Origin of the sequence: Rhodanobacter sp. FW102-FHT14D06, assembly GCF_043950705.1 — a bacterium.
GTDB lineage: Bacteria > Pseudomonadota > Gammaproteobacteria > Xanthomonadales > Rhodanobacteraceae > Rhodanobacter.
In genome coordinates this window covers 720,115-746,507 of sequence record NZ_CP170722.1, presented here as the reverse complement: position 1 = coordinate 746,507, position 26,393 = coordinate 720,115, and the positions used below count along the sequence as shown (strand labels likewise).

Here is a 26,393-nt window from a genome sequence, read left to right as displayed (position 1 = left end):
CGCGCGCATACTCGCGCGGTTGGGCCGCTGCCACATGCGTGGCGGCGGTGACCCGACACCATGCGGGCAGGGTCTTCGACCCTGCGGGGAGGACTCATGAAAGGCATTGCACTGAGTGTGTTGTCTGCGGGTTTGCTGTTGGCAATGGGCGGCGCAGCCGCGGCCGACGCGCCCGCGAAGGTCTCGCGCATCTACACCGACACCGTGGCACCGGCTAGCCAGCAGGCTTATCTCGCCGGCATCAAGAGCTACAACAAGTGCCTGAGCGAGCACGGCTTCAAATACGCCTGGACGGCATTGACCCATGAAACCGGCGATGTCTACGCCTATTCGTACGTCTCCGACCCCGTCAGCTGGGCGGATTTCGACGCGATGCGCACGCAGGGCAAAGCCTGCGACGCGACGTTCCAGCAGCAGGTGAACCCGCACCTCAAGAGCGAGTCCAGTGCGTTCATCCAGGAGGAGGCCGAGATGAGCCACACGACACCGAAAGGGATGTCGGGCGACCTCATGGAGATCACCTACTTCAAGCTCAAGCACGGCTACATGCACGACAAGACATTCGTCGACATGGCGAAGAAGATCGCCGCGGCGGCGGCGAAATCGAAATGGGCCTACCCCTACCGTTTCGTGCGGGTCATCGACGGCGGCGCAGATGCGCCCGACTTCATGGTGGTGAGCTATGCGCCCAGCTGGGCCGAACTTGGCGCCGACGCCAACCCCAGCCTGTGGAAGATGGTCGAAGGCGTCTACGGCAAGGATGCGACAACGGACCTCCGCAAGACGCTCAGTGAGGTGACCGAGATGAACGCGTCGCACATCGACCGGCGCGACGCGGAGCTGACCTACACCCCCGCCCATTGATTGCCCGCATGAAGCCGGCGACCGCTTTCCCCGCGTGCGGGGAAAGCGGCCCGGAAGACCGGGCGCCACGGCGCCACGCATGGTCGTCCCGGCACCCTGTACACCTCGATCGAATGGCGTAGGATGACCGCGAGGGGCCTCGCCGGGCATCGCGTGGATGGCGTCCACGCATTCGCCACGGTGCGGCGGCGAGCCTGGTCCGCAGCGCGAAGGTGCGCTGCGCTGATGACGCCGACGGCGAGGGAGGAAACCATGCGCTACGACCTGTTCGCGAATCGCAAAGACGAGCTGATCCTGCTGGCCCGCATCCTGCTCATGGTGCTGTTCGTGAAGTTCGGGCTGGACAAGCTCACCGGCTTCACCGCCACCGTCACCTACATGACCTCCACCGGCATGCCGCTACCGGGGCTGCTGACCCTGATCGCGGTGCTGATGGAGTTCGTCGTGGGCATCCTGATCGTGCTCGGCTTCTACACCCGGCCGCTGGCACTCGCGCTCGCCCTCTACACCCTTGCCGCGGCGCTGATCGGCCACCGCTACTGGAACATGGAAGGCATGGCCCACTACCTGAGCATGATCAGCTTCTACAAGAACATCAGCATCGTCGGCGGCCTGATCCTGCTCAGCATCACCGGGCCGGGCAAGTACTCGCTGGACAAGCGCTGAGCCCGGTTCCTCAAGCTAAGGGGTGGCCTCGACCTGCAACGCCGCCGGCCGCCCGCGGGACCGTAGGAGCCCGCCCGCGGGTGATGCTTTTCAGCGAATCCCGAAAAACCGCTAGAGCCGCCCGATCAGCAACTGCACCAGCAGACTGCTGACCGCCACCGCGATCCACACGCCCAGCCCCAGCAGGATCGGCCGCGCGCCGCTGGAAACCATCTTGCGCAGGTTGGCGGAGAGCCCGATCGCGGTGAGCGCCACGATGATCATGAACTCGGCCAGCATGTGCAGCGCCGGCTGGATCGCGACCGGCACCAGGCCCAGCGTGCGGACGCCCGAAGCCACCACGAACCACAGGATGAACCACGGGAAGATGCGCGCGAGGCTGAAGCCGCCTGCACCGCCGGCCTGCGCGTGCTGGCGCTTCTCGCGGGCCGCCACCACGAAGGCCAGCACCAGGCAGATCGGGATGATCAGCGTGGCGCGGGTCAGCTTGACGATGGTGGCGTAGTCGCCGGCGGCATGGCTGTAGCTGTAGCCGGCGGCCACCACCGACGAGGTGTCGTTGATCGCGGTGCCGGCCCACAGGCCGAAACCGAGATCCGACAGGTTCAGCAGGTGGCCGAGCAGCGGAAACAGCAGCACCGCGATGACGTTGAACAGGAAGATGGTGGAGATCGCGAACGCGGTGTCATGGTCGTCCGGCTTGATGATCGGCGTCACTGCGGCGATCGCCGAGCCGCCGCAGATCGCCGTGCCCACGCCGATCAGGATCTTCAGCTTGTCGTGCACGCCCAGCCAGCGCCCCAGCAGCCACGCGCTGAGAAACGCCACGCTCATCGTGATCAGGGTCACCCACAGCGACTCCAGCCCGGTCTTCGCCACCTGGGTCAGGCTCAGTCCGAAGCCCAGCGCGATGATCGACCACTGCAGCACCTGCTTGCCGCCGAACTGGATGCCCGGCGTGAAGCGCGCATCCGGCGCGAACACGTTGCGCACGATGATGCCCAGCACGATGCCGAACACCGGCCCGCCGATGAGCGGCACCCAACGCCCCAGCAGCAGCGCCAGCACGCCGATCGCCACGGCCAGCGCTAGGCCGGGTGCGCGGTTGCGCAGGGAGGGTTTGGGGGCGGCAGCGATCGGGGAGGCGTTCATGGGGACTCCGCAGGAAGCCGCCATTGTCGGGTGGGCCAGCCATCAATAGAACTTTGAACTTCTGATTACGTGTATAAGATGCCTTGATGGTAAACATCAGCCCGCGCCAACTGGATGTGTTCGTGCAGGTCGCAGTGCTCGGCAGCGTGCGCGCGGCGGCCGAACGCCTGCACCTTACCCAGCCCGCCGCCAGCATGGCGCTGGCCGAAATGGAGCGCCAACTCGATACACCGGTGTTCGACCGCCAGCGTGGCCGGTTGCATCTCAACGCGCGCGGGCGCGAATTGCTGCCGCTGGCGCAGGAGCTACTCGAGCGCCACGCCGAGTTCGGCCGCCGCGCGCGCGTCGAGGGCGCCGCGCTGGCTGGCGAGCTGCGCATCGGCGCCAGCAACACGGTGGGCAACTATCGCGTCGGCGAATTGCTGGGCGCCTTCGTGCGCGCGAACCCGCAGGTGGCGATCCGCCTGCGCGTGGCCAACACCGAGACGATTGCCGCCGCCATGCTCGACCACGGCCTGGACATCGGTTGCGTCGAAGGCCCGGTGACCCACCCGCAACTAGAAGTGCGGTCGTGGCGCGACGACCTGCTGGTGGTCTGCGCGCCGCCGGAACATCCGCTGGCGCGCAAGCGCAGCCTGAAACCTGCCGACTTCGCTGGCGCGCGCTGGGTGCTGCGCGAACCCGGCTCGGCCACCCGCGCCACCAGCGAACGCGTGCTCTCGCAACTTCCTCCCGGCGAAACGGTGCTGGAACTCGACCAGATCGAGGCGATCAAGCAGGTCGTGGTCGCCGGCCTCGGCATCGCCTGCCTCCCCGCCGTAGCCATCACCGACGCCGTCGCCGCCGGCCACCTCAAGGCCCTGCGCACGCCTTTCCTCGACCTGCGCCGCAAACTCTCCCTGCTGCTGCATCGGCAGAAATACCGCGGCGCGCTGCTGGATGCGTTCCTGGCGAAGCTGTAGGGCGGGCACGGCCCGCGAAAAAAGGGGACGGAAAAAGGGAGCGTGAGGAAGTGCGGGTGCATGGGTTCCTTCCTCATCGCTGCATGGCCACTGCCTGCTGCGCCTGCACCTCCCGTCCCGCCTGCAGCGCCAGCTGCTGGTTGAGTTGTTGCCCCGCCGCCAGCCACGCCTGCCCCTGTTTCGATTGCAGGTATTGCTGGCCGATCGAACGCATGGTGTCGATGTCCATCGTGCGTGCGGCCGCGACCAGCGCATCGAACATGGCGCGAGCGGAACTTGCCGGCGTGATCGGCGGCGCCGTGCGTGTGGATGCGGATGTCAGGTCGGGAGACGTTGGCACGGATTCGGGCGGAGCTGGATGATGATCGGGTCCGATGGCGCCGCGCTCGATCGGCGCATGCACCTGCGTCGCCCGCCACTCTTCGTACTTCTGCGCGATCAACTGTCTGCCGTAGTCCGCATTCGCGCGAACGGCCGACTGTTGCAGCTGGCTGAGTCGCGACAGCTCTTCGCCGCTCGCTCCGTGCGACTCGTGGATCACCACCCTGCCGATCAGCCGCGTTTCCTCCCTGCTGAAATGCCCGTGGCCGTCGGCGTTCCAGGCGTGCCCGGTCTGCGGGTCGGTGATGTGCTTCTCGCTGGCCAGCCCGAGAGCCTGGGTAACAACCTCGGGCAGAGGACCGGTCTCGCTCCAGCCCTTGCCGTAGTAATCCATCACGTAGGCGTTGGCCACGGCCTCGGCGTAATGCGCGTTGTTGAATTCCCGGTTGGCGGCGAGCTGGTCCAGCGCCTTGGCGGTCTGCGCATCGGCAGGCCGGTCCACCGTCGTGAAAGCAGGAATGCCGAAGCTGTTGTTGGGCAGGCCGGGGAGTTCCACCGTCTGCGCCCAACCGGTGCGCGTGGCGTGCCAGCGGATGCCATCCAGCTCGATCAGCCGCGTGTCCTGCGTGGCCGGATTGGCCAGCGCCAATGCGGTGATCGCGGTCATGCGCTGGTAGTCCAGTTGCGCCACCTGCTCGGCCGGCGCCGTCGTCACCACCGCCTGCATCGATGGGGCGCCGTAAGGGTCCGGCACCGCGGAGCCATCGGGATCGAGCTGATAGTGCGTGTGCTTCCAGACACCGCCTTCGTACATGTAGGTGACGCCGTCGGCGCCGGTCTGATGATTGACCTTGTGCTCGGTGATCGTCACGGCAAGCCGGTCGCCTTCAAATGCCCCCACCACGCTGCCGACCACGCCAGTGACGAGCGCGCCGGGGCCAGTTTCCGCGCCCGCCACAAATCCATAGGCGGCACCCGCTCCGATCCCTCCGATCGCGCCACCCGCCGTGCGCCCTTCATAGCGGCGAAGCAACGCGTCGGCGCCGAACGGGTTGCTCTGTGCGCTTAGCGTCTGGTATTGCTTGGCGGTGGTGTAGGCGTCGAGGGCCATGAGGATCGTGGCAGCGCCTGTGCCTAGCCCTTTCACCGCCAGACCCACCCTGCGCTCGGCTCGGAGCGCGAGACTGTCGTCGATGCTCTTGAGATAGGTTGGTGGTTCGTACAGCTTGCGGTTGGGAACCAGCACCTGCTCGCCGCCACCGGCCTTGTTCACCAGACCACGCAGCTCGGAGGTTGGAGCCACCCGGTGAATGAATATTTCCGTGGGTGCCAGCGGTCGCATCACCATGATGTCGTACCGCGGAGCCTCGCTCTTGATCGGCAATCCGAAGTAGTTGGAAAGACTTTTGCCCGAGGCCAAGGCATCTTCGAACACCGACTGCCGGACAAAGAACGGCGAGAAGGATGGGACTTGCTGGCCGACGGGAACAATCTTGAGCAGCGGCTCTGCGCTGAGTTCCATGCGAGGGACCTCGATGCCGGAGCCGATTTGTTGAATCGCGCGATCAACGATTGTGGACGCCGTGGCACCGGGGTCCGCTTCGATCAGCCTTTGCCTGAATATGGTGCCTTCCGGAGAGCGGAGAAACTCCATTGCCGCCTTTCTGGATACCCCGTGCGTCTCAAACGTCTTCGCTTCGGAGATGTCGGCGGCGTTGCGTGCCCTCAAGTCTTTCGATACCAAGCCATCACTCATGAGCGTTCCGCGCATCAATGATGGCTTGGGTGTCGGCAATCAGTTGTTCTTCCTCCGGGCTGCGCCCTCCCCGTAGTTCGGCTGCAAACGCGTAGTAGGCGTCGTCAACGCTGGGGCTTCCATACTGGGTGTACATGCCTTCGGCAAAACTTCGGCCGCAAGGGATGAGTGCTTCTTCGAAGGGCACCCTCACCATGCCTGCCTTGGCCTGCTCGATGAGTGGCGATAAGGCCCGCAAGAGGCCTCTCACCTCTGTGCTGTCCGGGTACCGTTCCAGCACCCGCTCCAAGTGCTCGGCTGCAGCCTTGAGCTTGGCGGGGTCGATGGTCTTTGTCATGAATGGGCTTCCTGTGCCATGAAAACACGGCCAGACCGGCAACGGCTATTCCCGGGTTGCCATCGGTCTCGTGGTCGAGCGGTCCGCGAAGCACATCACACGCATTCGACCATCGTCAATCGGAATTCTTACCATCGCGAAGCAGGCGTGCGCTGAGAGATTGATTGTCGGCAGCGATGAGCTCCAATAAAGGGAGCATGGCTAATTGGAAAACGGGAAAGCAGAGGTCAGTGTGCACTTTCCGACGAGGGTGCGCGGCTTGGTCCGACAGACGCCAACCGGTACTGGCAGCAAGCTTGGTCGGACTTTCCGCCAAGGACGACAGATGCCACGTCTGACGAGACTCGATCTTGCCGGGGTACCCCAGCATATCGTGCAACGAGGCAATGACCGACAGCCCTGCTTCTTCCACGATATCTACCATCTTCGCCATTTGGCTGAGCTACGCGAGACTGCTTGCGCGAGGGCTGTGCGGTGCAAGCTTACGTGCTGAAGACCGGCCACGTGCACCTGCTTGTGACACCCGCAGCCTGCGGGCAAGTGGCGCGGATGATGCAATCGTTGGGGCGGCGTTATGTGCGCTACATCAATGATCGCTATCGCCGTACTGGCACGCTGTGGGAAGGTACGTGAGCCCCGGCACCAACGTGGCCGAGCGCTGCTCGGCTTATCGAACGCACGTCGAACAGGCCATCACGCGGGACGAGTTGAACAGCATCCGGCTGCATATCCAGCGCCAGCATACCTACGGGACGGAGCGCTTCCGCGAGGCCGTCGAAGCGCAACTATCGCGTCGCGCCGGTCCCGCCAAGATCGGCAGGTCAAGGAAGTCTGCACCCGCTCCGGAAAGTGCGTACTGCCCCCTGTTTCGCTGACCCTTGTTTCGTTTGTTTCGACTTGATGACAACCGCGGTGGTATATCGAGGCATCCAACAGGCATCGCAAACTGTTACCTTTCCCGCAGAGTGCATTACGCGCTACCACACACGCTCGCTTTGCAGGCACGAGGTTGGAACGGCTGCCGGCTGGCACCGGCAGCCACCTTTCGTCCAGGAGTCAGCGTGGGAAGCTTGAATAGAACATTGGCCGCTCTCGGATTGCAAGCTCTACTCCTTTCTGGGTGCTCAATCCCCGTGCGCACTCCGACCTGGTCGTTCAGCATGGTGACCCAGGCTGCACGTAAAAACGTTGAAATTGATAGCGCCTTCAACACCACGATCAAGCATGGCGTCGGGCTCACTCTCTCCGTTTCCGGAAGCTACCTGTCCGGTACTCGGAAGTTCAAGCGGTTCCCCGAGAGCTCTCCGATCTTTGAATACGAATCACAGAGTGGCTGGCAGCTAGTTATCCGCGCCCCCGAAACGTGCACTGCGTCAAAGGCGGCCACGCTATCGCTCCGCCGCGCGCTGAACGGAGTGGTAAAGGGCATTGGAGGATGGCCGGCGCGCGGTTCTACCTTGATAACGCTCGTTCCCGGGGATGCAGTTGTCAAGCGCTATGTGGTTTCCTTTAGGCGCGGCAGCCGATTTGCCCTCAACTTCCTGAGTCGTTGTGAGCGCGGCCGTCCGGACGAAGCACTGTGGTTGGCTGCCATGGTGGGCGTTCACGAATCGACCCATGCCGCCCTGCAACTGACCGGTCGGCAACCGACCCAACGCGAAGAGCGCGAGCGCGTGGCACTTGGGTCGGAAGCTTGTCTTCTTTTGGCGTTGTCTGATGGGGACAACGGATTTATCCGGAAGCATTCGTCGCTTGGAGATAATATTTATTGGCGCTATCAACTGGCGGATGAGAAGCGGTCGCTGCATGAGTGGTGCAGCAAATGGCAAGAATTCATGAGAACTTATGATGTCCCTGTGGTTTCCTGGCGTTCTCACGTTACCCCGGTGGAATAAGGGTAAAGGGGTGGTGGCGGCTTAAGCCCGACGGGTGGCTTGCCGTGCTATACGACGCACGAATTTAATTAGCCACGTCCCATTTATTCTTATTACCTCGTGGACGGCTAATTGTAACCAAGCGGCAGGGACCTGTTCAGAGTTTCCTTAGTTCGGCGCTCGCCGAAAACGAGCTTGCGAGAAATGCAACCGTCGACTAAAAAAATGACTACCGGGCCCCGCCCGGCGGTCATGGACAATTTAAAGTGTCAAAACGAAAACGCGTTGTCGCAAAAAAAACGTTAGATCACTGAACCCACTTGCAATCCGTCCTTCTACCCACTCCGGCACCGCTACTAACACAAGCGTACTGCCACAGGTTAGGCGATAAGTTGACGCCGAACCTGGTGATTTGTTGATACATATTCGCGTGATCAGTTTCATTGCCAGACTTAGTAAAATCATACATTTGTGTACCCGATCCAGTGACAGCCTCCTCCGTCGCGGGAACGTTATTACCATGCGAGTCAACTCCCGAATCCTCGTTGACCACAAGTTGTATCGGCGCCTGCTTGGTATCCGCGTACACACCAATATGGCTTCCATCGGTAAAGGTAACCGTAAAAGATAATTGTGGTGCGTAGCTGGAATCAGTAATGTGTAGAATGCCTGCTGCTTGAACTAATTTGCCCGTCTGATTGGATATCCCATAAATTGTTAAATGAGTAAGCCATTGCAAAAAGGCGTTCTGTTGTGGACCGCTATTTATGACGTTGTACACGTTGGTGCCGGGTGTCGGGTAATCCACTGTGCCACCGCCAGGTGACGGTACTGACATCGGGCCATACGATTGAGTATCAGAGTGAATTAAATCGCCCAATCGCTTTACGGCGAGACTATTAGGTACCCCGACTGGCTCACCTGGATTGACAATTCTAAGTTCGTAGTGCTTGTTGTATCCAACAGGAGCTGCGTTATGAAACTCGACGTAGGAAGAAAATGCAGCCGCTTCCTGCGCGCTCGTTGAACTAAGATCCGCAAAGAGTGTACTCTTGTTGTTTGACACCCTGCTCATCACTTTGGGTTGAGGAGCAAGATAAACGCGAAAGGCCTGCATCGTATTGCCGGGAACATTCCCCACCAAGACCCTGCCAACTCCATGTGAAACAGCCACATTACTCATTTGTGAAAGTGAGCAACCGTCACATGGAATATAAGTTGTAGCGATACTCTGACTGACGAAAAAGGTGGTAAAGCAGAAAAGCATTGTGGCTACCAAGTTTCGACTGTCCATGCCAATGCCCTCAAGTGTGATTTTCCCTGTGCCTGAACTGTGCTTCATGTGAAATGGCTAAACTATAGGCCTGCAGCTTAACTGTAAGTGGGCGGAACCTCACAACCAAAACCAACCCAGGCCTTAGGGATACTCTGATCTATTCCCCGTCTGAGGCATCATAGCAACGGACCCCAGGAACTGAGGTTTTCCCGCGAATCTTCTCGTTCAATCAATAGCTTGCGCACCGATTGAAGGAACAGTGCGTGTATGATGCGGTCATTCCTTACGGGTTACGAAGCCAGAGGAGACCACGCCATGCGCGCGACCGGACTATTGCAAAATAGCCTAAGCAGCGCACTCGATTCGATGCATGCGTTGCTCAGTCGTGTGTTGCTACGCGCTGTAGAGGCCATGATTCGCGGCCGACGCCTGACCCTGAACGACCTGGCGCGTGCATGGCCAGGCGCGGAGCGCAATCCGCGCGCCGCTGAAGGCATTGGATCCATTGCTGGGAAACACTCACCTCCATGCTGATCGCGAGCATATCTATAGCGCGATGACGCGCTGGCTGGTGCGCAGCAAGCAACCGGTGATCGTGGTCGACTGGTCAGATCTGAATACTGATCGCAGCTGGCATCTGTTGGGTGCAGCCATCCCGGTGGGAGGACGCACACTGCCGATTCTGGATATGGTGTTTCCGGCCGGTAAGCGGGTTTCGCAGAAGGCCGAGAAGCAATTTCTGCGACGACTTGCCCATATACTTCCTGAGGACGCCAGGCCGATCCTGGTGACTGACGTCGGCTTCCGCGGGCCATGATTCCGCGTGGTCGAAGCGATGGGTTGGCAGTGGTTGGGTCGCCTGCGCAACACCACGTACCTGCGGCCTGTCGACGGTGGGTGTCATGCAAGGCCATGTATGAACTGGCCAAACAAACACCACGGGACTTTGGACAAATGAAAATAGCTCGCAGCAACCCGTTGCCTGCACGCGTCTTGCTGCATGCCAAGTCACGGCACGTAACTCAGACAGCCGCAACCACGCCGAGCGCGAGCGCGAACCTTGGCTGCTGATCGCCTCTCCATGCCTCGAGCTCACAGCACGCCAGTTGGTCGCACTGTATACGCGGCGCGTGCAGATTGAGCTGTCGTTTCGTGACCTCAAATCGCATCGCTACGGACAGGCCTTCGAAGACAGTCTCACCCGCAGAGGTTCCCGTATCGAGGTTCTGCTGCTGCTCAGCGCACTGGCTACCTTTGACACATGGTTGGTCGGTATGGCGTGCGAGGTAAGCGGCGTTGATCAATGGCTGACACCGTTTCGATCGCAACGGCGGCTGTACTCTGTCATGCGACTGGGACGTGAAGCCTTGGTCCGACGATGGCTCCTGCCGCTCAGCCGCCCTGTGGAACTGATACGAAAGCCCTGTCCGCCAATAAAGGGGACATGGCTAATTAAGCCCTGCAGGCAGCTCGCCGTGCCATGCGACGCACGAATTCAATTAGCCACGTCCATTCCCATTATTCGCCGACATCAGGGCGCGGCGTTCCCGAGGATCGTGTTCAACGTCGCCGCCACCTGCTCGTGGGTATGTGCGCGCAGCAACGCCGCGGCGTGGCGGCGCAGGTGGGCGCGGTCGAGCGCGGCGAGGCGGTCGCGGACCTGCAGGATCTGGCTTGGGTGCATGCTGAACTCGTTGAGGCCGAGCATCAGCAGCAGTGCGGTGAAGCTGATGTCGCCGGCGATCTCGCCGCACAGGCTCACTGGCTTCTTCGCGCGGCGGCCGGCGCCGATCACGTGCGAGAGCAGGCGCAGCAGGGCCGGTTGCAGCGGGGTGTAGATGTTGTCCAGCGCATCGTTGCCGCGGTCGGCGGCGAGCACGTATTGGGCCAGGTCGTTGGTGCCGATCGCGAGGAAGTCGCTGTGTTCCAGCAGCGCGCGCACGTTGATCGCCGCGGCGGGCACTTCGATCATGGCGCCCAGCGGCAGTTTCTCCGGCAGGTCGATGTTCTCGCGCTTGAGCTCCTGCCGCGCCAGCTTGAACAGGGTGCGTACGGCGATCAGCTCGTCCGGCTGGGTCACCATCGGCACCAGCACGCGCACCGGGCCGTAGCACGCGGCGCGCAGGATCGCGCGGATCTGGGTGGTGAACACGGCCGGGTAGCGCAACGACAGGCGCACGCCGCGCACGCCGAGCGCGGGGTTGTCCTCGCCGCGCAGCGTCAGTCCGGCGGCGTCGGCCTTGTCGGCGCCGAGATCCAGCGTGCGGATCGTCACCGGCAGGCCGCCCATGCCCATCACCAGGTCGCGGTAGGCGATGAACTGCTCGTCCTCGGAGGGCAGTGCGCGTTTGCGCAGGAACAGGAACTCGGTGCGGTAGAGGCCCACGCCGTCTGCGCCGCGGGCGCGCGCCGTCGCCACGTCGGCGGGGGTTTCGGCATTGGCCAGCAGGGCGATCTCGACGCCGTCGCGGGTGCGCGTGGGCGCGTTGGCCAGCTTGGCCAGGCGGCGCCCTTCGTCGGCGGCTTGGCGCTGCCAGGCGCGGTAGCGCGACAGGTCCTGCGCGGTGGGATGCACCACCGTTTCGCCGCGCTCGGCGTCGAGCAGGATCAGGTCGTCGTCGTGGATGTCGGCCAGCGCGTCGCGCGTGCCCACCAGCATCGGCAGGCCGAGGCTGCGCGCCAGGATCGCGCTGTGCGAGTAGGCGCTGCCGGAGCTGGCGACGACGCCGAGCAGCCCGGCGCCGGCCAGTTGCGCCATGTCGGCCGGGGCGATCGAGTCGGCGATCAGGATCTCGCCGACGCGGGCGGCCAGCTTGCGTTCCTCCGGGCTGGTCTGGCGCTGCAGCGCGGAGATCACCCGGTTGATCACCTGCTCGACGTCCTCCTTGCGGCTGCGCAGGTAGGGGTCGTCCATCGCCTCGAACACGGCGGCGAGGCGGTCACGTTGTTTTTTCAGCGCCGCGCCGGGTCGGTAGCGGCCGACCCGCACCAGGTCGTCCAGCCCGCGCAGCAGTTCGGCATCGTCCAGCAGCAGGCTGTGCGCGTCGATGAACTCGTTGACCTCGCGTGCCAGCGCGCCGTGCAGCTTGCCGCGCAACTCGCGCAGTTCCTGCCGCGCGGTCTCCAGCGCCCGGTGCAGCAGCTGCAATTGCTCCTCGACCTCGCCCTCGTCCAGTGGCCGGGTGTCGACGGCGTAGCGGCTCGGCTGCACCAGCCGCGCCCGTCCGAGCGCCATGCCGCGCGCCGCCAGCGTGCCGGGGAGGACGTGTCTCACGATTGGCCCCCTTGGGCGCCGATTCCCTGCATCTCACGCTCCCTCGTCGAACTTGCGTTCGAACAATTCGACGACGGCGGCCAGGGCAGCTTCCTCGTCGGGGCCGTCGGCGCGCACGTTCAACGGCGTGCCGATGCCGGCGGCGAGCATCATTACGCCCATGATGCTTTGTGCGTTGACCTCGCGGCCCTTGCTGACCAGCCAGACGGTGGATTTGAAGCCCTGCACCAGTTGCACCAGCTTGGCCGAGGCGCGGGCGTGCAGGCCGAGCTTGTTGGAGACGACGATTTCTTGTTCGAGCATGGGCAGTGTCAGGCGTGGTCGATGAAGATGCCGCCGCGACCGCCGCTGGCGGCGATTTCGGCCAGTTCGTCGAGCGGCTTCTCCGCGTAGTTGAGGACGCGCAGCAGCATCGGCAGGTTGAGCCCCGACACGCAACGCAGGTGCACGCCGAGCGCGCCCAGCGACAGGCCGATGTTGCACGGGGTGGCGCCGTACAGGTCGGCCAGGATCAGCACGCCGCCGCCCTGGTCCAGCTCGCGCGCGTGGTGGGCGGTGAGCGAGCGCATGACCTCCGGGTCGGCCTCCGGCGGCACTTCCACCGCGGCCACCCGCAGCGGCAGCTGCGGCATCACGTGGCGCGCGGCGGAGATCAGCGCGTGGCCGACCGCCTCGTGGGTCATCAGCAGCACGCCGACGCTCATGGGGTTGGCCTCGCCGGGTGGCTCGCGCGCATCATCATTCGAGCTCGCGGTGGAAGGTGAGCACGCCTTCGCGCTGGCTGCGGTAGTGCGCGGCGAGCTTCTCCACCAGATAGACCGAGCGGTGGCGTCCGCCGGTGCAGCCGATGGAGACGGTCAGGTAGCTGCGGTCGTCCTGTTCGAAGCGCGGAATCCAGCGGTCGAGCCAGCTCGCGGTGTCGGCGAAGTACTCGCCCACTATGGGTTCGGCGTCGAGGTATTCGCGCACCGGCGCGTCCTTGCCCGACAACGGCCGCAGATGCGGTTGCCAGTGCGGGTTGGGCAGGCAGCGCGCATCGAACACGAAATCCGCATCCAGTGGCAGTCCGCGCTTGAACGCGAACGACTGGAACATCAGGGTCAATCCCTCGGTGGCCTGCGCGTAGCCGGTGGCGACCAGCCGGCGCAGCTGGTGCACGTTGAGGTCGCTGGAATCGATCACCTTCTCGGCGATCGCCATCAGCGGGCGCAGCAGGCGGCGCTCCTCGACGATCGCATCGGCGAGCGACACGCCGCGCAAGGCCAGCGGGTGGCGCCGGCGGGTTTCCGAGTAGCGCTTGATCAGCACCTCGTCGCGGCAGTCGAGGAAGATCAGGTGCGGCTCCACCCCGGAGGCGGCCAGCTCGGACAACACATGGGGCAGGTGGGCGAAGTCCTCGCCGCGATTGCGCACGTCCATGCCCACCGCGATGCGCCGGCGCCGGCTGCTGCGATCCTGCAGCACGGCCTGCACCAGGTGCGGCAGCAGGCTGCCGGGCAGGTTGTCGACGCAGTAGAACTCCAGATCCTCCAGCGCGCGCAGCGCCACCGTCTTGCCGCCGCCGGACAGGCCGGTGAGCACGATCAGGTGGATTCCCTCGCGGGCGTTGAAGGGGGTCAGCGGCGGCTCGTTCTCGTTCATGCGTTCACCACGGGGGCAGTCGGCGCAGCTGGTGCGCCTGGCGGTCGATGAAGGTCTGCGCCGGATCGATGCCCTTGCTCTTCAGCGCGTGGCTGCGCACCGCGGCTTCGACCAGCACCGCGATGTTGCGGCCGGACGCCACCGGGATGGTGATCATCGGCACCTGCACGTCGAGGATCGGGCGATGGCCGATGTCGCCGGTGAGGCGGGTGAGCGCATCGGCCTCCTCGCCGTCGCGCAGCGGCTTCAGGTGCACCACCAGGCGCAGGTACTTGGAAGTCTTCACCGACATGTGACCGAACATCTCGCGCACGTTGAGGACGCCCAGGCCGCGCACTTCGAGCAGGTCCTGCAGCAGCTCGGGGCAGGTGCCGTCGATCACGTCCGGCGCGATCAGGGTGAACTCGGTGGCGTCGTCGGCCACCAGCCGATGGCCGCGGCTGATCAGTTCCAGCGCCAGCTCGCTCTTGCCCGAGCCGGCTTCGCCGGTGATCAGCACGCCGATCGAGAACACTTCCAGAAAGACGCCGTGCAGCGTGGTCTTGGCCGCCAGCATGCGCGCCAGGTGATATTGCAGGTAGGTCAGCAACTCGTGGCCGCGCTTGGGGCTGATCCACAGCGGCATGTCGGTTTCCTCGGCGACCTCGCGCAGGTCGGCGGGAACGGATTGATCCTTGGTCACGATCAGGGCCACCGGCTGGTAGGCGGCGATCTTGTGCATCACTTCCCAGCGCTGGCGCGAGTCGAGCCCGTCGAGGTAGTTGAGCTCCTCCGAGCCGATGATCTGGATCTTGTTCGGGTAGATGATGTTGAGGTAGCCGATCAGCGACGGCCGCCGCGCCTGCGCCACGCCCGGCTCCAGCAGCCGCGATTCGCCGCGCATGCCCGACACCCAGCGCAGCGCCATGCGCTCGTGCACGCCGTCGTAGAGTTGTCGCGCGCTGATCCGATCCAAGCCTGCGGCCCTTGTGTCGCGTGATGGGCGACGTGGGCCGCCCGAACCGCCACCATTGTGCCAGCTTGCGGCTTGCACGGCGTGCAGAGGCAAGAACGGCCCGCCGGAGAACCGGCGGGCCGTGCTGCATGCGAATGGTCGAACCGACGCGGAGGGATCAGCCGTACTGGCGTTCCTCGCGCGCCTCGCGCTGATGCTTGTCGGCGACTTTCTCGCGGTACTTGCGCAACTGCGCGACCAGCTTGTCGAACAGCACGTCGATGGAGGCATACATGTCCGCCTCGGTGGCTTCGGCGTGCAGGGTGCCGCCGACCACGCTCAGGGTGCCGTCGGCGCGCTGCTGGAGCTTGTCCAGCGAGAGCACGATCACGAGGCTTTTCAGCTTGTCGTCGAGGCGGGTGAGGCGGTCGAGCTTGGCGGTGGCGTGGTCGCGCAGCGCCGGGGTGACTTCAATCTGCTGGCCGCTGAGTTGGAATTGCATGGAGGCGCCTCCTCTGGTGGTGCAGTGCCGCGTTTCGCGGCGGGTGGACGTGCCGCGGTCGGCTCGACCTGGCACGTCTTTCAGTCATCTCGTCTACAAGACATGGGAACACTTTGGCGACAAGCAAGTTCCCCCGTTTCCTCCGCGCGTCGCGGCGGGTCAGCCGGCGCGCTGGCGTTCGCTGGATGTGGGTATGCGCAGCCCCTCCCGGTATTTGGCCACGGTGCGACGGGCGACCTGGATGCCCTTGGCCTGCAATTCTTCGGCGATGGCCTGGTCGGACAGCGGCTTGCGCGGATTCTCCGCCTCGATGAGCTTCCGCAGCATGGCCTGGATCGCAGTGGCCGAGGCGCTGCCGCCATCCTCCGTGGAGACGCCGCTGGAAAAAAAATACTTCAGCTCGAAGGTGCCGCGCGGCGTGTGCAGGTATTTGCGCGTGGTGACCCGCGAGATGGTGGATTCGTGCATGCCCACCTCCTCGGCCACCTCGCGCAGCACCAGCGGATGCATCGCCTCCGGGCCGTAGTCGAGGAAGGCGCTTTGCCGGCGCACGATCGCCTCGGCCACCTTGAGCAGGGTTTCGGCGCGCGATTCCAGGCTCTTGATCAGCCAGCGCGCCTCCTGCAGCTGGCCGCGCATCCAGCTGGCGTCCTCGCCGCGGGCCTTGGCGATCAGGCCGCAGTAGTGCTGGTTCAGGCCCAGCCGAGGCTGCGAATCGGGGTTGAGGCTGACCCGCCAGCGCATGCCGTCGCGGATCGCATAGGCGTCCGGCGCCACGTACTCGACCGGGGTGGCGTCCAGCGCCGCGCCGGGGCGCGGGTCCAGGCTGCGGATCAATACGGCGGCCTCGGCCACGTCGTCGGGCGTGGCATGCAGGCGCCGCGCCAGTCGCACGATGTCGTTGCGCGCCAGCAATTCCAGCTCGCTGTCGACGATGCGCAGCGCCAGGCTGCGATGCGGGGTGTCGGGGTCGAATTGCTCCAGTTGCACGCGCAGGCAGTCGCGCAGGTCCAGGCTGCCGACGCCGGCCGGGTCGAAGCCCTGCAGCCGGCGACGCACCGCCTCCACTTCCTCCACGCTGGCGTCGAAGCCGGCTGGCAGCGCGGCGAGCACCGCTTCCATCCCCTCGGCCAGGTAGCCGGCGGGATTGAGCGCGTCGATCAGCACGGTGGCGATCAGGTGTTCGCGCGGGTTGAACGAGGCCAGGTTGAGCTGCCAGGTCAGGTGTTGCTGCAGGGTTTCCGGGGCGGCGTTCTGCGGCTCGAAATCCTCGTCGCCGCGCGAACCGCTGCCGTTGCCGGGACTGTTGCTGGAGAAGTCGATCGGCGACTCCGCCACGCCGCCGCCGTCGGCCCAGTCGATGGCGCCTTCATCGTTCTCGCTGTGGCTCTCGGGCGCCTTGTCGGCGAGCTGGAAATTGTTCTCGGCGTCGTCGAGACCTTCGGTTTCCTCGTCCTCGGCCTCCTCGGCAAACTCCAGCAACGGGTTGCTCTCGGCGATCTGCCGCAGTTCGGCTTCCAGCTCCAGCTGCGACAGCTGCAACAGGCGGATCGCCTGCTGCAGTTGCGGCGTCAGGGTCAGTTGCTGGTGGAGGCGAAACTGTAATGCGGGTTTCATGCCAGCCAGGTCGAAGGAACGTGCGGCCATCCTAGCGCGTGGCCGGAGACGCGGCCAGCGCGGCCCGTCACGCCCTCGCTCAGAGCCGGAATTCGCGGCCCAGATAGACCTCGCGGACCTTTTCGTCGGCCAGGATGTGCGCCGGCGTGCCGCGCGAGAGCACCTCGCCCTCGTTCAGGATGTAGGCGCGGTCGCAGATGCCCAGGGTTTCGCGCACGTTGTGGTCGGTGATGAGCACGCCGATGCCGCGTTCCTTGAGGTGGCGCACGATGCGCTGGATCTCGCCCACGGAGATCGGGTCGACGCCGGCGAACGGTTCGTCCAGCAGCATGTAGCGCGGATTGGCCGCCAGCGCGCGGGCGATTTCCACGCGGCGCCGCTCGCCACCGGACAGGCTGATGCCTTTCTGGCCGGCGATGTGGGCGATCTTCAATTCGTCGAGCAGGCTTTCCAGCTCGCTGTCGCGCTGCTTCGAGGTCAACCCCTCGCGCAGTTCCAGCACCGCCATGATGTTGTCTGCCACGCTCAGCCGGCGGAACACCGACGCCTCCTGCGGCAGGTAGCCGATGCCAAGCTTGGCGCGTGCATGCATCGGCAGGCCGGTGATGTCGCGCTTGTCCAGGGTGATCGTGCCGGCATCGGCCTCGATCAGGCCGACCACCATGTAGAAGCAGGTGGTCTTGCCGGCGCCGTTGGGGCCGAGCAGGCCGACTACTTCGCCCTCGCGGATGGAGAACGCGAAATGGCGCACGACCTGGCGCGACTTGAAGCTTTTCTGCAGACCTTCGGCGGAGAGCATGGGGTCAGTGTTGCCCCTGCGGCGTCGGGCTGCTGGCCGCGGCGGCCGGCGCCGCGGCGGAAGACGCGGGGGCGGGAGGGACGGTGGCGGAGTGCGCGGTAGCGGGCTGCGGCTTGGGCAGGAAAATCATGTGCACCATGCCGTCGTTGCCGCTGCTGCCGGTCATCTCGCTGGTCTGCGTGTTGTAGGTGAGGGTGTCGCCATGGGCTTCGCCGCGACCTTGCTGGTGCACCGCGGCCTGGCCCTTGAGCGTGGCGATGCCCTTGATGTTGTCGTAGTCCAGCGTGCGCGCGTCGCCGGACATCAGGTTGCCGGCGTCGTCCAGTTGCTGGATGTGGGCGTTGCCGGTGACCACGATGCGGCTCAGCTGCTGGTTGCCGTCGACGTAGATCTTGGCCAAGTCGCCGGTGATCCGCAGCGTGCCCTGGCTCAGCTCGACGTGGCCATTGAGCGTGGTGACGCTGTTGGGCGCATTGAAGCCGCTGAACGAATCGGCATGCACCACCCGCATCGGCTGGCTGCGGTCATCCTTCCTGGCCAGGGCGGGCTGCAGCAGCAGCGCCCCCAGCACGAGCAGGGCGAGCCGGAGCATTCCGTGGGTGCGGAAAGAGGATGCCGTGGACGTCATGGAGAAGTTCCAGGTGGTTGTCAGAGAGGTTGGCGCGCATGCCGACCCCGTTCATTCTACTGTCGCCCTGCGTGAGCTGGGCGGGTTGGGCCGTTTCCAGGCGGTTTTCGCGCGGCCACGCGGTGACTTCCGAGGTCTTCACGCCGGCATCGGGGCGGGCCACGCCGTGCGCGTCGGTGAAGGCATCCCGGTGCAGCTCGACCGGCCCCTGCAGCTTGAGCACGGTGCCCGGCTTGTTGACCCAGCCGTAGCGCGACTTGCCGCGCCACGGCGGCACGCCGGCCTGTTCGGCAGGAATCTGGAACGTGGGCGAGTCGAGATACAGCGACTCGTCGCCTTCGCGCCGGTCCACCCGCGGCGCCTGCAGGTACACGCTGGGCTTGCCGTCGACGCCGAACTCGGTGACGCGGGCATCGTTCAAGGTGTAGCTCGAACGCGGCGGGCCGACGAAGTCGCGCGCGCGCGGTGCCGGGCCCAGCCACCACAGCAGCAACTGGCTGGTGCCCGCGGCGAGGCCGACCAGCACGATGGCGGCCGGCAGGCGCCGGTCGCGCAGCCACTGGCGCAAGCTCACTGCCAGTGCTCCCGCTCGGCGTCGCCGTGGCCTTGCGCATGCAGGATCAGGTCGCACACCTCGCGCGCCGCGCCTTCGCCGCCGGGCGCACGCGTCTGCCAGTGCGCCGCCTCGGCGATCCACGGGTGTGCATTGGCCACCGCCACGGCCAGGCCCGCCACGCGCATCGGTGCGAGATCGGGCAGGTCGTCGCCGACGTAGGCCACCTGCGCGGGCTGCAATTGCAGCGCGTCGAGCAATTCGTTCAGGCAGGCACGCTTGTTGCCCTGGCCCTGGTAGACGTGGGCGATGTCCAGCTCCTCGGCGCGCAGCGCCACCGGATGACTGATCCGCGCGGTGATCAGCGCGACCTGCACGCCGTAGGCCTGCAGCCGTTTCAGGCCCAGCCCGTCGTGCACGTGGAACACCTTGGTCTCGCGGCCGTCCTCGCCGTACCACAGGCGGCCATCGGTGAGCGTGCCGTCGACGTCGAACACGGCCAGGCGTACGCGGGCCGCGCGCTCAAGGATCGCTGCCGGAAGATTGGTGAGATAGACGGGATTGGGCACGATTGTGATTTCGGGTTTCAGAGCGAAAGCGCGAGCTTGCCTGATTTTCTGATTTGCCAAGGCAAATCAGACCACGCGCGCACGAAGCAGATCGTGAATGTTCAGCGCGCCGACGACGTGCTGTTCGTCGTCGACCACCAGCAGCGCGTGGATCTGGTGCTTCTCCATCAGCTGCGCGGCCTCGGCGGCCAGGCGCTCGGCGCCGATCGTCTTGGGGCCGCGGGTCATCAGGTCGGCGACGCGGGCGCCGCGCAGGTCGACCTCCTCGTCGTCCAGCGCGCGGCGCAGGTCACCGTCGGTGAACACCCCCAGCAGGCGCTGCTCGGCATCCACCACGGCGGTCATGCCCAGTTGCTTGCGGGTCATTTCCATCAGCGCGGTGGTGAGCGAGGCATCGGGCGACACCCGCGGCACGTCGTCGCCGCTGTGCATCACGTCGCTGATGTGCAGCAGCAGGCGCCGGCCCAGCGCGCCGGCCGGGTGCGAGCGGGCGAAATCGTCGGCGGTGAAGCCGCGCGCTTCCAGCAGCGCGATCGCCAGCGCGTCGCCCAGCACCAGCGCCACCGTGGTGCTGGTGGTCGGCGCCAGCCCGAGCGGGCAGGCTTCGCTGGAGATGCTGCCATCCAGGTGTACCTCGGCCTCGCGCGCCAGCGAGGAGGTGGCGCGCCCGGTGATCGCGATCAGCGGGATGCCCTGGCGTTTGATGACCGGCAGGATGAACAGCAGTTCGTCGGTCTCGCCCGAGTAGGAGATCGCCAGCACCACGTCCTGCGGCAGGATCATGCCCAGGTCGCCGTGGCTGGCTTCGCCCGGGTGCACGAAGAACGCCGGGGTGCCGGTGGAAGCCAGGGTGGCGGCGATCTTGCGCGCCACGTGGCCGGATTTGCCCATGCCACTGACCACCACGCGGCCCTTGCAGGCCAGGATCAGGCTGCAGGCGGCGGCGAAGTCGTCGCCGATGCGCTGCTCCAGCGCGGCGATCGCGGTCGCCTCGGTGGCGATCACGGTACGGGCGCTGCGGATGATGGCGTCGGGGCTCGGTGCGTTCGACGCGGGTGGGGCGATGCGTGCGTTCATGTGAGCTCAAGTGGGGGAAGGGCGCCGACGTCGTTTCTGTGCCAGAAGAATTCCATTACCATGGCATATTCGCATTTTAACGTCTTTGCCTGCCCCATGGTGCCGCCACGCGCGCCACCCATGGCTTCGCCGGCACGACTCCGTATGGAACGCCCATGGACCCCAACCGCATACAGGCGATGATCGAAGCAGGCCTGCCCGGCGCCCGGGCCGAGGTCGACGGCGCCGACGGCGTGCATTTCGAAGCCACCGTCGTCGCCAGCCAGTTCGCCGGCAAGCTGCCGCTGGCGCGCCACCGACTGGTCTACGCCACCCTGGGCGAGCTGATGGGCGGCGCGATCCACGCGCTGGCACTGAAGACCTTGACGCCGGAGGAGGCCGGGAACAGGGAATAGGGCATGGGGAATGGCAGCCGCCGTTCCCTCCCAGGTTCTCGCATCCGGCTTTTCCGATTCCCCCTTTCCCATTTCCGATTCCCAGCTCTCCATGGCCAAAATCCTCATCAACGGCGGCGTGCCACTTCATGGCGAGGTCGGCATTTCCGGCGCCAAGAACGCCGTGCTGCCGATCCTCGCCGCCTGCCTGCTGGCCGACGAGCCGGTCAGCATCGGCAACGTGCCGCATCTGCACGACGTCACCACTTTCATCGAGCTGCTCGGCCAGATGGGCGTGCAACTGGTGCTGGACGACCGCATGAAGATGCACGTCGACCCGCGCACCACCAGCACCTGCGTGGCGCCGTACGACTTGGTGCGCACCATGCGCGCCTCGATCCTGGTGCTCGGCCCGCTGGTGGCGCGCTTCGGCCAGGCCGAGGTCTCGCTGCCCGGTGGCTGCGCGATCGGTTCGCGCCCGGTCGATCAGCACATCCGCGGGCTGCAGGCGCTGGGCGCCGACATCACGGTGGAGAACGGCTACATCAAGGCGAAGGCGTCGCGGCTGAGGGGCGCGCGCGTCACCATGGACATGGTCACCGTCACCGGCACCGAGAACATCATGATGGCCGCGACCCTGGCCCAGGGCACCACCATCATCGACAACGCCGCGCAGGAGCCCGAGGTGGTGGACCTGGCGCATTGCCTGATGGCGATGGGCGCGCAGATCGAGGGCGCCGGCAGTTCCACCATGGTGATTCACGGCGTGGAGCGCCTGCACGGCGCCGAGTACAGCGTGCTGCCCGACCGCATCGAGACCGGCACCTTCCTGGTCGGCGCGGCGATGACCGGCGGCAAGGTGCGCGCGCGCCACGCGCGCGCCAACACGCTGGACGCGGTGCTGGCCAAGCTGGAGGAAGCCGGCGCGCAGATTTCCACCGGTGACGACTGGATCGAGCTGGACATGGGCGGGCGCCGGCCGAAGGCGGTCAACATCAGCACCGCGCCGTACCCGGCGTTCCCGACCGACATGCAGGCGCAGTTCACCGCGCTCAACTGCGTGGCCGAAGGCACCGGCGTGGTCACCGAGACGGTGTTCGAGAACCGCTTCATGCACGCGCACGAACTGCAGCGCCTGGGCGCCGACATCCGACTGGAAGGCAACACCGCGATCGTGAAGGGCGTGGAGCACATGAGCGGCGCGCCGATCATGGCCACCGACCTGCGCGCCTCGGCCTGCCTGGTGCTGGCCGGCCTGGTCGCCAGCGGCGAAACCGTGGTCGACCGCGTCTACCACATCGACCGCGGCTACGAGAACATCGAGGAGAAGCTCGGCGTGCTCGGCGCGCGTATCCGGCGCCTGCCGAGCTGATCCGGCGTCCTAGGACCGCGTCCCCACCCGTAGGAGCCCGCTCGCGGGCGGTGCTTTTGTGCCGGGACTCAGCATTGGGGATTCGCCAAAAGCATCGCCTGCGAGCGGGCTCCTACGGATCAGTCGGCCTTGTAGCTCACCAGCTCCATCGTGAGGTCGCCGCCATCGTGCTGCGACAGCTTGACCGGCAGCGGGTAGCGCTCGGGCGCATACCAGGCACTGAAGCCGCGGTCGGCATCGGTGCGGTCGACCCGCTGGGCCTGGAAGCTGCCGGCGGGAACCTGGATGTTTTCCTTGCCGACGACCCTGAACTGCTGGGTCTCCACCCGCTGGCGCACGGCGACCGCCAGCGCCACCTGCTGCTGGCCGTCCTGCAGGGCCACGCCCAGCGCCAGCGGCAAGGTGTTGCGCTCGACGATGCCCGGCTGCGCCGGATAGCTCTCGCTGCCCTTGCTGCTCTCGACGTGCACCTGGCGGGCGTTCCAGTCCACGCGCAGGTGGCGCGTCTTGTCCTTGATCCCGGTCCGCAGCTGATAGTCGTAGCTGATCGCCTCGGGCAGCTGGCCCTTCCAGCGGAAGCGTGAGGTCTCGTCCGTGCTGGCGCCGAGCAGCGCGGCGAGGCCGCCGGTGCCCTTGACCGCTTTGCGGTAGGTCCACTGACCGTTGCCGTCGTTCTGCAGGCTCACCGTGGCGGTGCCCATCGGGCTGCCGTCGCGCGACACCTCGTAGGTGGCAGTGAAGGCGCCCGGCGTGGTGGCCGCGGTGGCGGTGCCAAGCCAGAAGGAAAGGGCCAGCAGGGTGGCGAGCAGGGGTCGCATGGTCATGCCCGGAGTCTGCCCGCGCCGGCCTGAATGGTGCATCACTCCAGGCCGTGGTCGCCCAGCAGCAGCGGGGCCGACAGCGGCTGCCCGGCATGGTGCGCCGTGCCGTCGCGCCATTGCAGGCGACCGCTGGCGAGCAGGCCGAGCACGGCCGGCAGCAGGCGGTGTTCCAGCGGCAGCAGGCGCTCGGCCAGGCGCTGTTCGTCGTCGCCGGCCTCGATCGCCAGCCGTGCCTGGGCGATCACCGGGCCGCCATCGAGCTCGGCGGTGACGAAATGCACGCTGGCGCCATGTTCGGCGTCGCCGGCTTCCAGCGCGCGCCGATGGGTGTGCAGGCCGCGGTACTTCGGCAGCAGCGAAGGATGGATGTTGATCACGCGGCCGACCCACGGACGCAATGCCTCGGCGTCGATCACGCGCATGAAACCGGCCAGCACCAGCAGCTCGGCACCGCTGGCGGCAACGCGGCCGAACAGGTCCAAGTCGTAGGCGCGGCGATCGGGATAGGCTTTCGGCGACAGCGCCAGGGTGGGGATGCCGGCCGCCTCGGCCAGGCGCAGCGCGCCGGCGTCGGCCTTGTCGCTGGCCACGAGGGCGAATTCCACCGGCAGGGTGCCGGCGTCGCGCGCGGCAATCAGCGCGGCGAGATTGCTGCCGCGGCCGGAGGCGAGGACGGCGATGCGTGTTGGTGAGGTCATGGTTTTCGCCGTTCGCCCTGAGCGTGGGCCCGCAGGGTCGGAGTCGAAGGGTCCTTCGGCTTCCTCGCTTCCTGAAAAAGCAGCCATTTCCGGCTGCTTTCCGCGTGCGCTGCGCTCAGGGCGAACGGTATGTCGGCGCAGCGCGGGCGGGCACGATATGTCAGCCGATATGCACGCGCTCGTCGTCCTGTGCCTTCACCACCGCGCCGATCACCGAGCTGACCAGGCCGTGCTGCGCCAGCAGCGCGGACGCGTCGGCCACGGCGTCGGGCGGCAGGATCACGGTGAAGCCGATGCCGCAGTTGAACGTGCGCCACATTTCCTCGCGCGCGACCTTGCCTTCGCGCATCAGCCAGTCGAACACCGGCGGCAGCACGATGGCCGATGCGTCCAGCGCGAGGCCGAGGCCGTCGGGCACGACGCGGATGATGTTTTCCTTGAGGCCGCCGCCGGTGATGTGGGCGAGTCCGTGGACCACGCTTTCCTTCAACAACTCCAGCATCGGCTTCACGTAGATCGTGGTTGGCGCCATCAGCGCATCGGCCAGGGTCACGCCGCCGAGATCAAGCTCCCACGGGTTGCCGGCGCGCTCGAGAATCCTGCGCACCAGCGAATAGCCGTTCGAGTGCGGCCCGCTCGAGGCGACGCCCAGCACCACGTCGCCGGCCACGATCGACGCGCCGCTCAGCATGCGTGACTTTTCCACCGCGCCGACGGTGAAGCCGGCCAGGTCGTATTCGCCGGGCGGGTACATGTCGGGCATCTCGGCGGTTTCGCCGCCGATCAGCGCGCAACCGGCCAGCTCGCAGCCCCTGGCGATGCCGCCGACCACGGCCACGGTGGTGTCCACGTCCAGCTTGCCGGTGGCGAAGTAGTCGAGGAAGAACAGCGGCTCGGCGCCCTGCACCAGCACGTCGTTGACGCACATGCCGACCAGGTCGATGCCGATGGTGTCGTGCCGGCCCAGTTGCTGGGCGAGCTTGAGCTTGGTGCCGACGCCGTCGGTGCCGGACACCAGCACCGGCTCCCGGTAGCGGCCGGAGAGATCGAACAGGCCGCCGAAGCCGCCCAGCCCGCCCATCACCTCGGGGCGGAAGGTGCGCTTGACCAGCGGCTTGATGCGTTCGACCACGGCATTGCCGGCGTCGATATCGACGCCGGCGGCGCGGTAGGTGAGGGCGTCGGACATGGCGGAAACCGGCGTGGCAGAAACACGCAAGTTTAGCAGCATGCGCCACCGAAACCCGCGGCATCCGGTCGCCGCCGCGCCGCATGGATGGACGCTTCGGGCGGGATTGGGCAGACTTCACCCGTGTTTTCTTCAGGAAGATCGCCGTGCCCATGCGCCTGCACCGTCTGTGGATCGTGTTCCTGCTGCTCGGGCTGGCGGCGCTGCCGCGCCTGCATGCGCAGGCGGCCGGCTCGCCGTATTCGGTCACCGTGCCGGTGACCGACACCAGTGACGAGCAGCGCGACCAGGCGTTCTCCACCGCGCTGGCGCAGGTGATGGCGCGGGTGGCCGGCGGGCAGGACCTGCGCGCCAACCCGGGCTACGCCGAGGCGCTGGGCAGCGCCAGTTCGCTGGTGCAGAAGTTCCAGTACCAGCGCGCCGCCACCGGCCTGGTGCTGGACGTGGATTTCGCGCCGGCCTCGGTGCGTCGGCTGATCGGCAAGCTCGGCGTGGCCAGCGCGGGGATCAAGCCGCCGGTGCTGCTGCTGGTGCAGCAGGCCGACGGCAGCGCCGTCGATCCGGCGCAACTGGCCAGCCTGGCCACCACTGCCGCGGCGCGCGGCACCACGGTGGTCTTCCCCGAGCCCGGCAGCGAGCCCGATCCGGCGCTGGTCGCGGCGGCCGACCCGGCCACGCTGGCGCGCATCAACCGGCAGTACCACACCGGCCTGGTCCTGCTCGGCAGCCTGCACGCCGGCACCGCGGACTGGACGCTGATTGCCGGCGGCCAGGCGCAGCGCTGGAGCAACCAGGGTACGGACGAGGATGCCGTGCTGGCCGATGCCGGCAACGGCCTGGTCGACCGGCTGGGCAAGCAGCTCAACGTGATCGGCGCGGCGACCAGCGAAGGCAAGCTGTGGATCAGCGGCGTGGATTCGGCCGATGAGTACGCCAGCCTGCTCGCCACGCTCGACAGCGATCCCTCGGTGCACCAGGTGACCACGATCGGTGCGCTGAACGACGGCGTCCTGCTGGGTGTCACCGCGTCGATGCCGATCAAGGCGCTGGCCACCAGCCTCGCCGCGGGCGGGCGCTTGCTGCTGCAGGGCGAACCGCACGAGGGTGCGGACGCCAACTTGCGCTGGCTGCGGTGAA

At 66.0% G+C, this 26,393-nt stretch carries 29 protein-coding genes and 1 pseudogene; 10 read left to right on the top strand and 20 right to left on the bottom strand.

Annotated elements, in window-relative coordinates; translation table 11 throughout:
• Positions 1 to 96 precede the first annotated feature (96 nt).
• Together ACFCQI_RS03765 and ACFCQI_RS03760 are read left to right on the top strand one after the other, a co-directional pair.
• On the top strand, positions 97 to 864 hold the full coding sequence (locus tag ACFCQI_RS03765) for a hypothetical protein (protein WP_395120045.1): 768 nt from the start codon (positions 97 to 99) through the stop codon (positions 862 to 864).
• A 252-nt stretch (positions 865 to 1,116) separates the two neighbouring features.
• Positions 1,117 to 1,530: a DoxX family protein gene (locus ACFCQI_RS03760; protein WP_395120044.1), complete on the top strand. Its 414-nt coding sequence runs from the start codon at positions 1,117 to 1,119 to the stop codon at positions 1,528 to 1,530.
• Positions 1,531 to 1,641: 111 nt separating this feature from the next.
• Here the strand turns inward: ACFCQI_RS03760 and ACFCQI_RS03755 are convergent, their stop codons facing one another.
• On the bottom strand, positions 1,642 to 2,682 hold the full coding sequence (locus ACFCQI_RS03755; RefSeq protein WP_395120043.1) for a YeiH family protein: 1,041 nt from the start codon (positions 2,680 to 2,682) through the stop codon (positions 1,642 to 1,644).
• Positions 2,683 to 2,768: 86 nt separating this feature from the next.
• Between ACFCQI_RS03755 and ACFCQI_RS03750 the strand changes: the two genes are divergently transcribed.
• On the top strand, positions 2,769 to 3,644 hold the full coding sequence (locus tag ACFCQI_RS03750) for a LysR family transcriptional regulator (RefSeq protein WP_395120042.1): 876 nt from the start codon (positions 2,769 to 2,771) through the stop codon (positions 3,642 to 3,644).
• Positions 3,645 to 3,717: 73 nt separating this feature from the next.
• Here the strand turns inward: ACFCQI_RS03750 and ACFCQI_RS03745 are convergent, their stop codons facing one another.
• From ACFCQI_RS03745 to ACFCQI_RS03735, 3 genes are all read right to left on the bottom strand, one after another.
• Positions 3,718 to 5,721 (bottom strand): hypothetical protein, encoded by a 2,004-nt coding sequence (locus ACFCQI_RS03745; RefSeq protein ID WP_395120041.1) that lies wholly within the window; start codon positions 5,719 to 5,721, stop codon positions 3,718 to 3,720.
• Complete coding sequence (locus tag ACFCQI_RS03740; protein WP_395120040.1) at positions 5,714 to 6,058, bottom strand: hypothetical protein; 345 nt, start codon at positions 6,056 to 6,058, stop codon at positions 5,714 to 5,716. The genes ACFCQI_RS03745 and ACFCQI_RS03740 overlap by 8 nt, the downstream gene beginning before the upstream one ends.
• 115 nt (positions 6,059 to 6,173) lie before the next feature.
• Positions 6,174 to 6,491, bottom strand: coding sequence for a hypothetical protein (locus tag ACFCQI_RS03735; protein ID WP_395120039.1), 318 nt, complete (start codon positions 6,489 to 6,491; stop codon positions 6,174 to 6,176).
• 41 nt (positions 6,492 to 6,532) lie between these two features.
• Here ACFCQI_RS03735 and ACFCQI_RS03730 point away from each other — a divergent pair, with 41 nt between their 5' ends.
• From ACFCQI_RS03730 to ACFCQI_RS03720, 3 genes are all read left to right on the top strand, one after another.
• Positions 6,533 to 6,691 carry a hypothetical protein gene (locus tag ACFCQI_RS03730; protein ID WP_395121238.1) on the top strand — a complete coding sequence of 53 codons (159 nt, stop codon included), beginning with the start codon at positions 6,533 to 6,535 and terminating at the stop codon, positions 6,689 to 6,691.
• On the top strand, positions 6,688 to 6,933 hold the full coding sequence (locus ACFCQI_RS03725) for a hypothetical protein (protein ID WP_395120038.1): 246 nt from the start codon (positions 6,688 to 6,690) through the stop codon (positions 6,931 to 6,933). The genes ACFCQI_RS03730 and ACFCQI_RS03725 overlap by 4 nt, the downstream gene beginning before the upstream one ends.
• A gap of 258 nt (positions 6,934 to 7,191) precedes the next feature.
• Complete coding sequence (locus ACFCQI_RS03720; protein WP_395120037.1) at positions 7,192 to 7,953, top strand: hypothetical protein; 762 nt, start codon at positions 7,192 to 7,194, stop codon at positions 7,951 to 7,953.
• Positions 7,954 to 8,239: 286 nt separating this feature from the next.
• On the opposite strand, the gene ACFCQI_RS03715 is transcribed toward ACFCQI_RS03720, so the two are convergent.
• Positions 8,240 to 9,274, bottom strand: a complete 1,035-nt coding sequence (locus tag ACFCQI_RS03715) for a hypothetical protein (RefSeq protein WP_395120036.1) — start codon at positions 9,272 to 9,274, stop codon at positions 8,240 to 8,242.
• 249 nt (positions 9,275 to 9,523) lie between these two features.
• On the opposite strand from ACFCQI_RS03715, the pseudogene ACFCQI_RS03710 reads away from it, so the two are divergent.
• Positions 9,524 to 10,626 (top strand): annotated as a pseudogene (locus ACFCQI_RS03710) (IS4 family transposase); the annotation flags it as partial.
• A 113-nt stretch (positions 10,627 to 10,739) separates the two neighbouring features.
• On the opposite strand, the gene ptsP reads toward ACFCQI_RS03710, so the two are convergent.
• The 12 genes from ptsP to ACFCQI_RS03650 all read right to left on the bottom strand — a co-directional run bounded on the left by ptsP (position 10,740) and on the right by ACFCQI_RS03650 (position 20,802).
• The gene (gene ptsP, locus ACFCQI_RS03705) at positions 10,740 to 12,482 is read right to left on the bottom strand and encodes a phosphoenolpyruvate--protein phosphotransferase (RefSeq protein ID WP_395120035.1); all 1,743 of its coding nucleotides are present in this window, start codon (positions 12,480 to 12,482) and stop codon (positions 10,740 to 10,742) included.
• Positions 12,483 to 12,515: 33 nt separating this feature from the next.
• Entirely contained in the window at positions 12,516 to 12,785 is a 270-nt protein-coding gene (locus ACFCQI_RS03700) for an HPr family phosphocarrier protein (protein WP_395120034.1), read from the bottom strand.
• 8 nt (positions 12,786 to 12,793) lie between these two features.
• On the bottom strand, positions 12,794 to 13,186 hold the full coding sequence (locus ACFCQI_RS03695; protein WP_395120033.1) for a PTS sugar transporter subunit IIA: 393 nt from the start codon (positions 13,184 to 13,186) through the stop codon (positions 12,794 to 12,796).
• 34 nt (positions 13,187 to 13,220) lie between these two features.
• On the bottom strand, positions 13,221 to 14,123 hold the full coding sequence (gene rapZ, locus ACFCQI_RS03690) for an RNase adapter RapZ (RefSeq protein ID WP_395120032.1): 903 nt from the start codon (positions 14,121 to 14,123) through the stop codon (positions 13,221 to 13,223).
• Positions 14,124 to 14,127: 4 nt separating this feature from the next.
• Positions 14,128 to 15,078 (bottom strand): HPr(Ser) kinase/phosphatase, encoded by a 951-nt coding sequence (gene hprK / locus ACFCQI_RS03685; protein WP_395120031.1) that lies wholly within the window; start codon positions 15,076 to 15,078, stop codon positions 14,128 to 14,130.
• A gap of 157 nt (positions 15,079 to 15,235) precedes the next feature.
• Positions 15,236 to 15,559 (bottom strand): ribosome hibernation-promoting factor, HPF/YfiA family, encoded by a 324-nt coding sequence (hpf, locus tag ACFCQI_RS03680; RefSeq protein WP_395120030.1) that lies wholly within the window; start codon positions 15,557 to 15,559, stop codon positions 15,236 to 15,238.
• A 159-nt stretch (positions 15,560 to 15,718) separates the two neighbouring features.
• Positions 15,719 to 17,176 carry an RNA polymerase factor sigma-54 gene (locus ACFCQI_RS03675; protein WP_395121236.1) on the bottom strand — a complete coding sequence of 486 codons (1,458 nt, stop codon included), beginning with the start codon at positions 17,174 to 17,176 and terminating at the stop codon, positions 15,719 to 15,721.
• Between the two features lie 79 nt (positions 17,177 to 17,255).
• Positions 17,256 to 17,975, bottom strand: coding sequence for an LPS export ABC transporter ATP-binding protein (lptB, locus tag ACFCQI_RS03670; RefSeq protein ID WP_395120029.1), 720 nt, complete (start codon positions 17,973 to 17,975; stop codon positions 17,256 to 17,258).
• 4 nt (positions 17,976 to 17,979) lie between these two features.
• Positions 17,980 to 18,567, bottom strand: a complete 588-nt coding sequence (lptA, locus tag ACFCQI_RS03665; protein WP_395120028.1) for a lipopolysaccharide transport periplasmic protein LptA — start codon at positions 18,565 to 18,567, stop codon at positions 17,980 to 17,982.
• The gene (lptC, locus tag ACFCQI_RS03660) at positions 18,500 to 19,177 is read right to left on the bottom strand and encodes an LPS export ABC transporter periplasmic protein LptC (protein ID WP_395120027.1); all 678 of its coding nucleotides are present in this window, start codon (positions 19,175 to 19,177) and stop codon (positions 18,500 to 18,502) included. Before lptC ends, lptA begins: the two co-directional genes overlap by 68 nt.
• Positions 19,174 to 19,725 carry a KdsC family phosphatase gene (locus tag ACFCQI_RS03655; RefSeq protein ID WP_395120026.1) on the bottom strand — a complete coding sequence of 184 codons (552 nt, stop codon included), beginning with the start codon at positions 19,723 to 19,725 and terminating at the stop codon, positions 19,174 to 19,176. Before ACFCQI_RS03655 ends, lptC begins: the two co-directional genes overlap by 4 nt.
• A gap of 66 nt (positions 19,726 to 19,791) precedes the next feature.
• Positions 19,792 to 20,802, bottom strand: coding sequence for a KpsF/GutQ family sugar-phosphate isomerase (locus ACFCQI_RS03650; protein WP_395120025.1), 1,011 nt, complete (start codon positions 20,800 to 20,802; stop codon positions 19,792 to 19,794).
• 155 nt (positions 20,803 to 20,957) lie between these two features.
• On the opposite strand from ACFCQI_RS03650, the gene ACFCQI_RS03645 reads away from it, so the two are divergent.
• Positions 20,958 to 21,197 (top strand): BolA family protein, encoded by a 240-nt coding sequence (locus ACFCQI_RS03645; RefSeq protein ID WP_395120024.1) that lies wholly within the window; start codon positions 20,958 to 20,960, stop codon positions 21,195 to 21,197.
• Between the two features lie 91 nt (positions 21,198 to 21,288).
• Positions 21,289 to 22,548, top strand: coding sequence for a UDP-N-acetylglucosamine 1-carboxyvinyltransferase (gene murA, locus ACFCQI_RS03640; protein ID WP_395120023.1), 1,260 nt, complete (start codon positions 21,289 to 21,291; stop codon positions 22,546 to 22,548).
• Positions 22,549 to 22,667: 119 nt separating this feature from the next.
• Here the strand turns inward: murA and ACFCQI_RS03635 are convergent, their stop codons facing one another.
• From ACFCQI_RS03635 to purM, 3 genes are all read right to left on the bottom strand, one after another.
• Positions 22,668 to 23,372 (bottom strand): DUF3108 domain-containing protein, encoded by a 705-nt coding sequence (locus ACFCQI_RS03635; protein ID WP_395120022.1) that lies wholly within the window; start codon positions 23,370 to 23,372, stop codon positions 22,668 to 22,670.
• A gap of 35 nt (positions 23,373 to 23,407) precedes the next feature.
• The gene (purN, locus tag ACFCQI_RS03630; protein ID WP_395120021.1) at positions 23,408 to 24,067 is read right to left on the bottom strand and encodes a phosphoribosylglycinamide formyltransferase; all 660 of its coding nucleotides are present in this window, start codon (positions 24,065 to 24,067) and stop codon (positions 23,408 to 23,410) included.
• 160 nt (positions 24,068 to 24,227) lie between these two features.
• Positions 24,228 to 25,256 (bottom strand): phosphoribosylformylglycinamidine cyclo-ligase, encoded by a 1,029-nt coding sequence (purM, locus tag ACFCQI_RS03625; protein WP_395120020.1) that lies wholly within the window; start codon positions 25,254 to 25,256, stop codon positions 24,228 to 24,230.
• Between the two features lie 152 nt (positions 25,257 to 25,408).
• On the opposite strand from purM, the gene ACFCQI_RS03620 reads away from it, so the two are divergent.
• Positions 25,409 to 26,392 (top strand): DUF2066 domain-containing protein, encoded by a 984-nt coding sequence (locus ACFCQI_RS03620; RefSeq protein ID WP_395121233.1) that lies wholly within the window; start codon positions 25,409 to 25,411, stop codon positions 26,390 to 26,392.
• Position 26,393 lies beyond the last annotated feature (1 nt).